This window comes from Polaribacter tangerinus (genome assembly GCF_038024095.1).
In the GTDB taxonomy this organism is placed as follows: Bacteria; Bacteroidota; Bacteroidia; order Flavobacteriales; family Flavobacteriaceae; genus Polaribacter; species Polaribacter tangerinus.
Genome location: NZ_CP150668.1, coordinates 873,534 through 887,195 on the forward strand (window position 1 = coordinate 873,534; position 13,662 = coordinate 887,195).

Sequence of the window (13,662 nt, forward strand, 5' to 3'; positions counted from 1 at the left end):
CCTCAATTTTATTACTAAAATTGAGGCTATTTTTATGAACTATATTTGTTAAAGTATTTTAATAGATAAGTATCTTTCTTGTTACTTGCTTAGATTTAGTCCTTATTTTTAACATATAAATACCTTTTGCTAAAGGTCCAAATTCTAAATTTTCAGAAAATTTATATTCAACATTTTTAAAATATTTTTTTTGCACTAAACTACCTTTTAAATCGTATAATTGAACTGAAATTGAACTTTTTTCTAATACATTGAATGATAGTTTAAAATTACCATTAGAAGGATTCGGATATAAATTAAAATCAATGAAAGTCTCATCATCAATTGAGGCGGTTGGATCGAGAATGGTAACTGAATAATCTTCAGTTTCTCCCCATTCTGTTAAATGATCTGAGTCACACGCTCCATCACCAAAACCATCGGTTGGATCGTCATACTCTAGAACAACACGCATTCTGGTTTTTCCAAACCTTGCATCCGAAGGAACAGTTATTGCTCTTGTTAAGGTAACAATATTTGAAGTACTACTAGTACCAGTTCCTAAATCATAACGTTCGGTATTGTTATCAAAAACAAAATCTCTATTCCAATCAATAAAAACGTAACAATGATCTTGATAGCCAGCCACATCAAAAGTTACACTAATTGTTTGGTTTTCATTTCTAAGTAAATTGGTATTTAAAGCAGTAAAATCTTCATAACCATCAACCATGTCATTGCTAGAATTATTATTAATTGTTCCAAAACTTACATTACTAATATATTCAGATCCACCAGTCTCATCTGTAAAAGTTGACGAACAATAACTAGGTGTTTCTGTGATAAAGGAATGATAATTAGAAAAAGAGCTCTGTGCACAATTATTTAAACTTTTTACTCTCCAAAAATATAATGTTTGTCCGTTTAAGTTAGTTGTTGTATAACTATTTAAAGTTACAGTTGATGTTTCTATAATATCAGAAAAATTTAAATCTGTAGCAAGTTCTACAATATAAGAACTTGCATTTATATCTGCCTGCCATTGCAAAACTTGGGTTATAGATGCATTTGTTGTTCCGCTTGTGGGTGTCGTTAAAACAGGACTCGCTAAACTAGAACTTGTAATATTTAACAACACATCTAATTCTTTACTTACACTTGCAGAAGTTCCTGTAACTTTTACAGTAAATTGCTGTGGAGAAACTCCATTAAAATTACTTACTGTCATAGTGATGTTACCACTAGAATTTAAAGTCGTTTGAGAAAAGCTAACCAAAGATCCTGGTGGGTTACCTGTAGCTGTTAGCGATACTGTATCTGAGAAACCATTAATAAAATTAAAATTCAAATTATAACTTGCCGAATCGCTATTAATATTGCATGCCGATAAAACACCACTCTGATTTGAAGGAATAAAAGAAGGAGTTAAAGAACGAATAGAAAAGTTTACAGCATTTACATTGTAAAAAATATTATCTGCAGCAGCAACCATAATTCTTGCTGATGTGGTTGCATTTTCTGGAATTATTACTGATTCAGAACCATCATTTGGGGTATTTGATGCTAAAATAATAGGAAAAGTTACACCTCCATCGGTCGATAATTTTATGGTTACATTCTGGCAATTGATAGGAGCTAAATCGGTATCTCCTTTATTCCAAGTAATAATCTCTGAGTTTCCAGCATCTAAAGTTATTGCTGAACTTTGTGAAGTGACCGTAAACGGCGCTACATCTACAACGGTAACAGTCATATCATCATAGGCAGTTGCACCACCACCTGCATTATTATCTCTAACTAAGAAAGAGAAATTTAAATCTCTGGCATTTGAGGGCAATACTTCCCATGTAGCTGATGTTCCAGAAATTACGTTTGATAATGAAGGTATATATCTTTCTGGTACTGTTTTAGAGGGCAATGAACGAAACATTGGTCCGGAAGAATTAGTAGATAAAGGTGGCATTGTTGCTACATCATTGTCTATTTGCTCCCAATTATAAGTTAAAGAGTTGGCACCATCTGCATCTGTGGCAGTACCTTTTAAAATAAATGGAGTAGATTTTGGTATGCTGTAATCTGCGCCAGCATTGGCAGTAGGAACATTGTTTCCGACTGAGGTTACTGTTGCACAATTTGCAGTAGTGTTTATAATTTGCTGCATTTGAGCAATACTAAAAGAATGAAAATAATCATCACTTTGACCTTGAACATTTGGCTGACAAATACCAGCATATCCCATAATAGTAGAACCACTTCCTGGCTCTACAGCACTACTATCAGTTCTATTACAACCATTGTTTTGGGTATGAGTTGCTCCAAACTGATGACCTATTTCATGCACTACAAAATCAATATCATATGGATCGCCAATTGGGGCACTTCTGCCGGTTACACCTTTTGCTTTTTGACCTGGTAAACATACAACTCCTAACCCAGCAATACCGTCTCCGCCGATACTAAAAACATGGCCAATATCATAATTTTCGGTACCAATTTCTGTATCGATAATAGTCTGTACTTCATTAATCATTTCATCAGGGTCGCCATCGGTAATATTGTCTGTTGCGGCATCTAAAAATACGATATCTTCATTATTTGCTACCAAAACCATTTTTACACCTAAATCTTTTTCAAAAATTCCATTTACTCTGGTTATGGTTGTGTTCATTGCAGATAAAACTGCAGCCTTTTTGACACTTACAGACGCTGAGCTAGCAATATTTTGATTTGTTAAATGAAACTGAGCATACTCTCCACTACACGCAACTGCCAACCTAAAAGTTCTTAGTTTACCATCATTGGCATTAAATGTAGAAGTGTTTTTTTGAACCAACTGAGTTGCCGTTTCAGCTTTTTTACACTGAAAAGTATCTTGTTCTGAAATAAAATCTGTTGATTTATATACAATGTATTTTTGCTTGTCTTTGGTGTAAGGATCTATATATACTGAAGGTTTGTTAGATGAATAAATAACCGCATGAAAACCATCGGTACCCAAGCTTAACCTTGCAAAGGTAGATTTGTCTTCTAAACTTTTAGCTGTAAAAGACTTAATTGTTGGATATTTAGCAGCCAACTGAGGCTCAAAGTTTGAAGTTTCCTCTACCTTAAAAGTTTCTAAAACTCCCTCAGAATTTGGCAATTTTATGAAACTATTTGATGATTTAGAGCTTGTTTTTCTTTGTAATTTATTGGTTAACAATCTAGTATCTAAGGAAAATAAATGAAAATTTGTTGGTAAATTTTCTAGAGTAATAAAAACGGGAACCTGCGATACTTGTTCATTTTTAGATACTTTTTTCCATTCGTCTTCCTGTGCATGTCCTACTAATGTATATAGAACAGAAAAGACCAACAATATGAGAAGGTTTTTATTAGTGGACATAACGAAGTATTTTACATAAATGACTGCTTCAAATATAACGAAATATTTATCTTTGTAAGATATAAAATGAATAGAAACATACTACTTACAGATTTAAAGGTTAAAGATTTTAAAGAAACTTGGAATTTACAAACCCAATTGTTACAAGAAATTGTTGACATTAAAGTACAAAATCGAAGAAATAATCTAACTCAAGAAACAAAGAATCATTTTTTGTTTGTAGAACATCCGCATGTTTATACACTTGGAAAAAGTGGCGATGTAAGCAACCTGCTTTTAAACAAAGAACAACTTAAAGAGAAAAAGGCTACTTTCTATAAAATAAATCGAGGTGGAGATATTACATATCATGGACCAGGGCAAATAGTAGGATACCCAATTTTAGACTTAGAAAATTTTTTTACCGATATTCATAAATACCTACGTTTATTAGAAGAAACTATTATCTTAACCATCGCCGAATACGGCTTAAAGGGAGAACGAAGCGAGGGAGAAACAGGTGTTTGGCTTGATGTTGGCACACCATTTGCCAGAAAAATTTGTGCGCTTGGTATTCGCTCTTCTCGGTGGGTTACCATGCATGGCTTTGCGTTAAATGTGAATACCAATTTGGGGTACTTCGATCATATTATACCTTGTGGTATTCGTGGCAAAGCGGTTGCATCGATGCAAGCTGAACTTGGTAAAAAAATAACTAAAGAAGAGGTAAAGGAAAAAATATTAAAACACTTTAAAGCTCTTTTTGAAGTGAATGTATTTGTAAAGTAAACCTTATTAACAAACACAAAATAATGGCTCACTTATAAAATTTACTTTACTTTTTTTAATGAATATTATTTCTCTTCGTTAAAATAAACTTTGTAGAATTTCATTTTTTTGTCTTCATCAAAACCTCTTTCTATATACTCCGAGGCTGCCTCTGGCGCATCAACATCTAATTTAATGCTAATATTTGTGTCTAATTTTATTTCTGTTTTTAATTTATTTTTTTCTTTCTTCAATACAACTCCAGAAACATCAAAATTATTTCTAATTAATACATCATTCAAAGTTTCAAAATGCTTTTTATATTCATCGAATTGCTCTTTGTGCTTCTCGTCACCAAAAACCTCATCTTTAAAAGCCGCATAATCTACTGTTTCATTTTCTTTAAAATAATCTACTGTGCTTGCTAAGAAATTACCTTGTTCTTGCATACCTAGTTCTGGTTTTATAACTTCTTCAGAAAACTCTTTACACATTTCTAAGTAGCTTTGTGTATGAGAATTATAATCGTCTGCCAACTTTACAGATAAAAAATTCTTTATCCAATATTGTGCATCGTAATTATTGTTATCTACAGAGAAAACTACGGTTCCTTCGGTGTCGGATGTATTTAAAATTAAACAACCTTTATCTAACCTTTTTGTAGAAATTCCCTTTTGTACAACTACATCGAAACTGTCATTATCATCTAAATACGTTTGAAAAAAATCTACCTTATTTTCAATTTTAAAAATACCAATAGCTTCTGTTAACACATCTTTATACTCTAAACCCTCTATAAAAACCACCAAAACATCTCCTGTTTTTATCTGTGCAGAATTAGATTGTTCAAACAAATGATTAACTATTTTTTTGGAGTAGTCGATAAAACTATTTTCGTCTTTAAAAACTTCTGATGTAAAATTATTTAAATCGTTAAGGCGAACATCTTCATTATTTGTGAAACGATAACTTTGTGTTAAGGCACCAAAAGGTTTTAGTAAAAAAGACTTCATTATATCGTAACTCTCCTGATCGAAACGAATTAAATCATTTGAAAACACATTTTGACCACTATTAAATTTATTTGCAACTTTATGAAGAATACACTTAGTAATTTCTGCGCGCGTTTTTTTAATCATTTTTAAAATTTTGGAATGTAAAAATAGTTGAAGTTTTTAAATAATCTAAAAATAATGATGGTTTATTATAAACTATAATTACTTCTTTAAAAACTAAACTTATAGTGTGTATAAAAAGTTAATCTATATAGATAACTTTAACTGTTCTGGTAATAACCGAAATGTTTTTCTGTGGTATTTTGTGATGCCAAATTTTCTAATAGCATCTCGGTGTTCTTTGGTGGGATAGCCTTTATTTTTTTGCCAATTATACATTGGAAATTCGTCATGAATTCTCTTCATATAGCTATCTCTATAAGTTTTTGCAAGCACAGATGCTGCAGCAATACTTAGGTATTTGGCATCACCTTTTACTATTGTTTCATGCGGAATTTTAGCGTATTTATGAAACTTATTTCCATCAACAATAATAAAATCTGGAGTTTGTGTAAGCTTGTCTATTGCTCGGTGCATTGCGGCAATTGAAGCCTGCAAAACATTAATTTTATCTACTTCGTCTTGCCAAACGTAAGACACTGCAAAATCAAGTGCATGTTCTTCTATATAAGGTTTTAGCAAAGTTCTATTTTTTTCAGATAATTGCTTTGAATCGTTTAACAAAGAATGTGAAAAGTTTTCTGGTAAAATTACTGCAGCCGCAACAACAGGACCTGCTAAACAACCTCTTCCTGCCTCATCGGTTCCTACTTCTAAAGAAAATCCGCTATAATTTAATGCTAACATATTTGCAAAGAAAAGAAAATTTCTTTTATTTTTTATTAATCAACAATTCTTAAAACACCATTTGAATAGCAAAATTACGGTGATATGATATCAGAAATTAATCATGAGTAATTTCATTAAATTATTTTACATTTGCAGGCGTATAATACTGTTATGACCAAACCTTTATTCATTTTTTTTGTGATTAGTTTTTTAGGATTTACAAACGTAAATGCTCAAAGAACTTTAGGTAACGAGAAAAGAGAAAGTACTTTTATTAACAACCGTGGTGAACTAGATTCTATTCAAGATACTTCTTCTATAAAAGTTACCCTTTCTGGAGAAACCAATTATACAGACTATAAAGTATTTTCTCATAAACAAGACACTTCATATATAGACACTACTCTTACACTAAAAAAAGAATATTTTTTTAATTATTTACGAAAAGATTTGTTTGAATATTTAGAGTTTCACAACCAAGGACAAACACTAAATAATTTAGCGTATGATTTTAGCAAAACAGCAAGACTTACGGATATTGGTTTCACAGCAAAACAAGTAAGTTATTTTGAAATTGAAGATATTAAATATTACGAAGTTCCAACTGTTACATCAGAAATACTCTATAGAACTGGTCTTGAACAAGGACAAGTTTTAGATGCTTTATTCACTTTAAATTTTTCTAAAAGATTAAATGTATCTCTTGCATATAAAGGGCTTCGTTCTTTGGGAGCCTACAGACAAGCATTGGTAAGTAATGGTAATTTTAGAGGAAGTTTCCACTATACCACAACAAATAATAGGTACAAAATTAGAGGGCATTTGGCAAAACAAGATTTCTTTCATCAAGAAAGTGGTGGACTAACAGTTGATGCTCTTAAAAATTTTACAGAAGATAATCCAGATTTTGAGTCTAGAGCTCGTTTAGATGTAAATTTAACAAACTCTGAAAGCCAGTTTGATGGTACTAGAGTTTATATAGAACAAAGTTATAAACTAATTTCTAACAAAGACTCGTTGTCTGACAGAGACTTTAGTAACTTAAAAATAGGCCATATTCTAAGCACCGAAAATAAATCTTATGAGTTTATTCAAGGTGCATTAACTCCTGCTTTTTTTGGAAATGCGTCTTCTTCTAATCCACAGAGTAAACAAGCAAAAAGTAGTATTACCAATAACGAATTTCACTTAGCTTTTAAATCAAAATATATTTTAGGAACCTTTAAAGCTAAAACTAATATCACCAATTTTTCATACGGGTACGACACTATTTTAAATAGCAACAGCAGTATTAATAAATTAAAAATTTCGGGAAATGCTATTTCCTTCGGAGCAGATTGGAACGCTAGAATTAAAAATTTTCAATTAAACGCTACTGCAAATATTACACCAGGTAACGCCCGTCTTTCGGGCAACTACATAAAAGGTGAAGCAGTGTATAACAACGGAAAAAAATTTAGTACAAAAGGAACTTTATTGCTAAGTTCAAAATCGCCCAATTTTAACACAATACTTCATCAAAGTGAATATGACGAGTACAACTGGCAAAATGAAAATTTTAGTAATGTAAATACGAGAGATTTAGGTTTTGAGCTAAACTCTACACTACTAAATGCAAGTGTTAATTTTACGAACTTAGACAATTATACTTATTTCGATGAAGATAATAAGCCAAAACAATTTGCTGCTCAGGTAACTTACTTAAAGGTAAAAGCAAACAAAGAAATTAAAATTGGCAAATTTGCATTAGACAATACCTTAATGTATCAGAACGTTAGCAATGGAAGTTCGGTATTTAGGGTACCGGAATTTACTACGAGAAATACATTTTATTATATGGATTATTGGTTTAAAGGCAAACCCATGTTGGTTCAAATAGGTACCACTTTTAAATACTTTACAAAATATAAAGCAAATGCATACAATCCGCTTTTAGCAGAATTTACATTGCAAAATACACAAGATATTGGTTTTCCTACTTTTGATGTGTTCTTTAATGCGCAAGTAAGAAGAACACGTTTATACTTAAAAGTAGATAATGTTACCTCTAGTTTTACAGATAAAAATTATTTTTCGGCTCCAAATTATCCATACAGAGATTTTACCATCCGTTTTGGGTTGGTATGGAACTGGTTTATTTAGAATCATATTCGGAAAAAAATATAAAAAATACGATGAAAAATCAGCTCAAAAAAAACTGGAAATTATTTTTAATAGCTAGTTTAACACTTGGTTTAGCTCCCTTTAACCCTCCGCACATTTGGGGAAAAATTAAATGGTTACTTGGTGGAAACGCATTTTCTGGCAATAACGCTATGCAGCCTCAAGATTGGTTTGATGTTGCTATGCATGGTACTCCATGGGTTTTACTTATACTATCTGTACTTCTTAACAGCATACCCAATAAAAAAAAGTAAGTACTATTTTACTTTACCAATTGCTTTATTTTGATTTTAAACGCTGCGAACAACAAGGTTGTAAAAGGACTAAGGTAATTAAAGATAGCATATACAAAATACTCTGCCACAGATACTCCTAAAACACCAGAATGATAAGCGCCACAGGTATTCCAAGGAATTAATACAGACGTAACCGTTCCCGAATCTTCTAATGTTCTACTTAAATTTTCTGGAGCCAACCCTTTATCGGCATATGCCTTTGCATACATTTTTCCAGGCACAACAATTGCCAAATATTGGTCTGATGCAGTAAAGTTTAAACCTATACAAGTAAATACTGTACTCGCAAAAAGTCCGAAAACAGAATCGAAAAGACGCAACATAAAAGCGCTAATTCTTGCTAATGCACCAATAGCATCCATAATACCTCCAAACACCATTGCACATAAAATAAGCCAAATAGTTCCTAGCATTTTAGACATACCTCCGGCTGTAAATAAATCTGCTAAAGCAGTATTTTCTGTTGGTACAGAAGTTTCTACTGTTATTGCTTGTAAAACACCTTTATAAGCAGACTTAAAATCTAGTTCTTGAACACCAGTAATATTAGCAACTATATCTGGTTGAAAAATTAGTGCAAAAATTGCTCCGAAAATTGTACCTGCTAATAAAGCAATTAAAGGCGGTGTTTTTTTAGCAATTAAAAGGATAACTACTACAGGAACTATAAATAACCAAGGAGAGATATGAAACGATTTTTCTATGTCTAACAATAAGGCGTTCACATCTGCTTCTCCACTAGCACTCTGAGAAAAACCTAAAATCACAAAAATTATAAGAGTTACTACGATAGTAGGAACTGTTGTAAAAGCCATGTATTTTATATGTGTAAATAAATCTGTTCCAGCCATTGCTGGCGCAAGATTAGTGGTATCTGACATTGGCGACATTTTGTCTCCGAAATAAGCTCCAGAAAGCACGGCACCAGCTGTCATTCCAATAGAAATTCCTAAAGCCTCTCCTATACCAATTAATGCGATACCTACCGTTGCAGATGTAGTCCAAGAGCTTCCTGTAGCTACAGAAATAACTGCACAAATAATTAAACAAGCTGCCAAAAATATTGTTGGATTCAACACTTGTAATCCGTAATAAATCATGGCAGGAATAATTCCACTAATTAACCAAGTTCCTGCCAAAGCACCAACCATTAGTAAAATTAAAATGGCTCCTGCTGTAGATTTTATGTTTTCGGCAACCTCTTCTATCATTCTATGATACGAAACTTTATTTCTAAAACCTACAAATGCAGCTACAGCACCGCCCAATAATAAAATAAATTGATTACTTCCACTTAAAGCATCATCACCAAAAACATAAACATTATAGGCCAACATAGCAACCAAGGCAAAAACAGGAAATAATGCTTCCCAGATAGTTAACTCTTTGTTATTAATAATTTTTTGATTTTCTATTGATATTTCTGTTAGGTTCTTATCGCTTGGCATAGTGTATATTTTGGTTTGTAATGTTACGATTTTACATGAAGTTATGCAAATCAAATGAATTGGTTCTATTATATTTGTAACTATGGATTCATTAACTCAAATAGTTTTAGGTGCTGCTTGTGGTGAGCTTGTATTAGGTAAAAAAATAGGCAACAAAGCATTGTTATTTGGAGCTATAGCTGGTACAATTCCAGATTTAGATGTTTTTATTGGGAAACTTTTTTATCAAAATGAAATACAAGCAATGGTTTTTCATAGAGGCTTTATGCATTCTATTATGTTTGCTATTTTAGGCGCTATTCTATTTGGATGGATTACTTTTAGATTATATGATACCCAAAAAAGAAAACATACCACAACTCTAAAAAACTGGATTTCTCTATTTTTCTGGAGCATTTTTACACATCCAATTTTAGATTGTTTTACACCTTATGGCACCCAATTATTTGCTCCTTTTTCTGATTACAGAGTAGCTCTAAATACCATTTCTGTTGTAGATCCATTTTATACACTGCCTTTTTTAATATGTGTAATTGGAGTTTTATTTTTTAAAAGAACTAATAATAGAAGAACCAAATGGTTAAAAACCGGAATTATTATAAGCAGTATATACTTAACATTTACAGTTGCCAATAAAATATATATCGACACTGTTTTTAAGACATCATTTGACAAAGCACAAATCTTTGTAAATCGTTTTTCTGCACAACCAACTATATTTAACAACATACTATGGTACGCTGTTGGAGAAACAGAAGATGCATACCATTTAGCTTTTTACTCTTTATTTGATAAAAAAAACACTACTGATAAAATTATTACAATTCCAAAAAGTGGTTCACGATTAGATACAAAGGATGTGAACTTACAAAAACTAATATGGTTTAGTAATGGTTATTACAGTATTTCTAAAAATACCAGCTCAAATACCTATAAATATACAGATTTACGATACCCGATGTTGGATACTGAAAATTTAGAAACTAGTGTTTTTAATTTTACACTAGTAAGAAAAAATAACACATGGGATATTCTACCATTCGCAGGAAATCCTCCAAAAAATGAAGATTTTGTAAAGTTTGTTTCTAGGTTTTGGGGTATTTAGTCTTTACTATAATTTATATAGTCTTTACTACAAAACTCCTACCTCAAATAAGCAACTTTCTATTATTTTATATGTTCTCTCAATATCGTTATCTAAACCAATAGAAAAGCGAATTAACCCACTATTTAATCCCATTTGTTGTTGCTCGTCTTCTGGTATTTCTGATGAAGTAGAACTACCTGGCGCAGAAAATAACGTTTTATAAAAGCCTAAACTAACAGCCAAATATCCAACATTTTTTTTCTGCATTAGTTCCATAAGTATGGTAGCTTTTTCTAGAGAACCCGCATCTATAGTTAGCATTCCACCGTAACCAAACTCGGCATTCATCATCTTATTAAAAATTTTGTGAGAAGGGTGAAAAGGCAAACCAGGATATACAGTTTTAACACCTTTTTCATGAAACTTTTCTGCCAAAAATGCTGCATTTTTACTGTGTTGCTTCATTCTTATATGTAAGGTGCGTAAATTTTTTAAAATAGATGATGCGCGCAAAGAGTCCATTGTAGCCCCCAACAACATACAAGCGCCATCATTTACACTTCTTAATTCATTAATAAACTCTTGAGTACCACAAATTACACCTCCAACAGTATCTGATGAACCATTAATAAATTTTGTTAAACTATGAATTACTACGTCTGCACCTAGTTTAGCTGGCGAAATAGAAAGCGGAGAAAAAGTATTGTCTACTACTAATTGTAGATTATATTTTTTTGCTAGTAAAGATAAGCCATTAATATCTGCCACTTCTAACAACGGATTACTAACAGTTTCGCAGTATAAAACTTTGGTATTTTGCGTAATTGCTGCCTCTACTAAGTCTAGCTTTGTAATGTCTACAAAACTAGTTTTTATACCCAACCTCGGGGTAAAGTTTTTAAGAAAAGCATACGTACCACCATAAATAGTTCGACTAGAAACAATGTGATCTCCTGCTCCCGCTAACTGAAGCAACACAGATGTAATTGCTCCCATACCCGAGGCAGAAACATTGGCTGCTTCTGTACCTTCCATAGTAGCTAATGCCGCTCCCAAATATAAATTACTTGGGGTGGTATGTCTGGCATATAAATGACAACCATCGGTGTTTCCTTCGAAAGTATCTACCATTGTTTTAGCAGACATAAAAGTATACGTAGAAGAATCTGAAATAGAAGGATTTACTCCTCCAAATTCACCAAAGTTTTGTACATCTTGAATAGCGTCGGCTGGGTTAAGTTTCATATAAATTATTTTTTTAATAATATCCAAAGAGACAAAAATTAAGAATAATAATCAATACATTTAAGCATATATAGTTTTATTTTCTTTATTTTTGATAAAATTTAGATTTTATATTTAATAAATTAAACATAAACACTTATTTATAGTTTTTTTTTAACCAATGAATTTAGACGCCACAGACAAAAAGCTCATTTCTTTATTACAAAAAGATAGCAAACAAACCACTAAACAACTTTCTCTTCAATTAAACCTTTCTGTAACAGCTGTATATGAAAGAATAAAAAAATTAGAAAATCTACATGTAATTGAAAAATATGTAGCAATTATTAACAGAAAAAAAATTGAAAAAGCATTCTTAGTTTTTTGTCATATCAAATTGGTACAACATTCAATAGAATACGTTACAACTTTTGAGCGAGAAATTTTAAAACTAAGAGAAGTCTCAGAATGTTTTCATGTAAGTGGAGAGTATGATTATATTTTAAAGATTTATGTTAAAGATATGGATGAGTACCGAAACTTTATGGTTTCTAAACTAACCGCTATTAAATATATTGGAAGCACACATAGTACCTTTGCCATTGAAGAAGTTAAAAATACGACCACCATAAGTTTGTAATAAAAAAACCCAAAACTTTCGTTTTGGGTTTTTATTAGTATTGTAATTTCTTATTTATTAACGTGAGAACCATCGCAATTACCGTCTTTGTCTGATGTTAATCCGCAACCACAAGGTCTTCCTTTTGTATAACTATTCATAAATTAAAAGTTTAAATTATGCTTTCGTTTTTACAGTAAAAGAAATTTCCATTAAGTCGTTAATAAACTTATCTTTCAGTGCAGCATCAATTTTCTTAGACTTGTAGGTAATTCCAAAATCTGTTCTATCTACACTAAAAGTATCACTTTTAAAAGTAGTAACATTTCCTTCAGTAGAAATAACTGCAGGAATGGTAATGCTTTTAGTTGTTTCTTTAAGAGTTAAATTTCCTGTAACGTGTAGTTTATCTCCTTTGTCTTCGACACTTGTAATTACAAATTTTGAAGTAGGAAAAGCTGCAACGTCAAAGAAATCTGGTGATGATAAATGTCCTTTTAAGTCTGCATTTCCTTTAGCATCTGCAGGAATATCTAACACAGTTATAGAGGTCATATCTATCTCAAAAGATCCGGCAGTTAATGTACCATTTTCTACTACTAAAGAACCTTCCTTTAAACTGATTACTCCGTTATGAGTTCCTGTTGGCTTTGAGCCTAACCATGTAATTTCTGATGCCGCAACATCTACATTGTTTTCAAAAGTATCTGCTACTTTAGCTTCAACTTTTACTTCTTCATTAACTTGAACTTTGTCCTTTTTGTTTTCTTTACAGGCTGTTAAAACTGTCGCAACAACTGCCAACGATAAAATTATTTTCTTCATTTTTTTAATTAGTTTAGATTTTGTGGAACATTTATTTATTTTCCA

The 13,662-nt window shown here is 31.7% G+C and carries 11 protein-coding genes; 5 read left to right on the forward strand and 6 right to left on the reverse strand.

The genetic code is table 11. The features are described 5' to 3' along the window. Positions 1-58: 58 nt before the first annotated feature. Entirely contained in the window at positions 59-3,364 is a 3,306-nt protein-coding gene (locus WHD54_RS03930) for a reprolysin-like metallopeptidase (protein WP_158211825.1), read from the reverse strand. A gap of 66 nt (positions 3,365-3,430) precedes the next feature. Between WHD54_RS03930 and lipB the strand changes: the two genes are divergently transcribed. Continuing rightward, complete coding sequence (gene lipB, locus WHD54_RS03935) at positions 3,431-4,132, forward strand: lipoyl(octanoyl) transferase LipB (RefSeq protein ID WP_088324477.1); 702 nt, start codon at positions 3,431-3,433, stop codon at positions 4,130-4,132. Between the two features lie 65 nt (positions 4,133-4,197). Here the strand turns inward: lipB and WHD54_RS03940 are convergent, their stop codons facing one another. Both WHD54_RS03940 and WHD54_RS03945 read right to left on the reverse strand, forming a co-directional pair. After that, a complete protein-coding gene (locus WHD54_RS03940; RefSeq protein ID WP_088324476.1) occupies positions 4,198-5,250 on the reverse strand; it encodes a nucleoid-associated protein in 1,053 nt (350 codons plus the stop codon). A gap of 123 nt (positions 5,251-5,373) precedes the next feature. Further along, positions 5,374-5,973, reverse strand: coding sequence for a ribonuclease HII (locus tag WHD54_RS03945; protein ID WP_088324475.1), 600 nt, complete (start codon positions 5,971-5,973; stop codon positions 5,374-5,376). A 180-nt stretch (positions 5,974-6,153) separates the two neighbouring features. Between WHD54_RS03945 and WHD54_RS03950 the strand changes: the two genes are divergently transcribed. Both WHD54_RS03950 and WHD54_RS03955 read left to right on the forward strand, forming a co-directional pair. Further along, a complete protein-coding gene (locus WHD54_RS03950; RefSeq protein ID WP_233131011.1) occupies positions 6,154-8,097 on the forward strand; it encodes a putative porin in 1,944 nt (647 codons plus the stop codon). 32 nt (positions 8,098-8,129) lie between these two features. Then, positions 8,130-8,372, forward strand: a complete 243-nt coding sequence (locus tag WHD54_RS03955; protein ID WP_088324499.1) for a hypothetical protein — start codon at positions 8,130-8,132, stop codon at positions 8,370-8,372. Between the two features lie 8 nt (positions 8,373-8,380). Here the strand turns inward: WHD54_RS03955 and nhaC are convergent, their stop codons facing one another. Continuing rightward, on the reverse strand, positions 8,381-9,862 hold the full coding sequence (gene nhaC, locus WHD54_RS03960) for a Na+/H+ antiporter NhaC (protein ID WP_088324473.1): 1,482 nt from the start codon (positions 9,860-9,862) through the stop codon (positions 8,381-8,383). Between the two features lie 82 nt (positions 9,863-9,944). Here nhaC and WHD54_RS03965 point away from each other — a divergent pair, with 82 nt between their 5' ends. Then, positions 9,945-10,967, forward strand: a complete 1,023-nt coding sequence (locus WHD54_RS03965) for a metal-dependent hydrolase (protein WP_088324472.1) — start codon at positions 9,945-9,947, stop codon at positions 10,965-10,967. A gap of 27 nt (positions 10,968-10,994) precedes the next feature. Here the strand turns inward: WHD54_RS03965 and WHD54_RS03970 are convergent, their stop codons facing one another. Continuing rightward, a complete protein-coding gene (locus WHD54_RS03970; RefSeq protein ID WP_088324471.1) occupies positions 10,995-12,194 on the reverse strand; it encodes an aminotransferase class V-fold PLP-dependent enzyme in 1,200 nt (399 codons plus the stop codon). A gap of 160 nt (positions 12,195-12,354) precedes the next feature. Here WHD54_RS03970 and WHD54_RS03975 point away from each other — a divergent pair, with 160 nt between their 5' ends. After that, positions 12,355-12,813 carry an Lrp/AsnC family transcriptional regulator gene (locus WHD54_RS03975; protein WP_088324470.1) on the forward strand — a complete coding sequence of 153 codons (459 nt, stop codon included), beginning with the start codon at positions 12,355-12,357 and terminating at the stop codon, positions 12,811-12,813. Between the two features lie 156 nt (positions 12,814-12,969). On the opposite strand, the gene WHD54_RS03980 is transcribed toward WHD54_RS03975, so the two are convergent. Beyond that, positions 12,970-13,617 carry a YceI family protein gene (locus WHD54_RS03980; RefSeq protein WP_088324498.1) on the reverse strand — a complete coding sequence of 216 codons (648 nt, stop codon included), beginning with the start codon at positions 13,615-13,617 and terminating at the stop codon, positions 12,970-12,972. Positions 13,618-13,662: the final 45 nt, after the last annotated feature.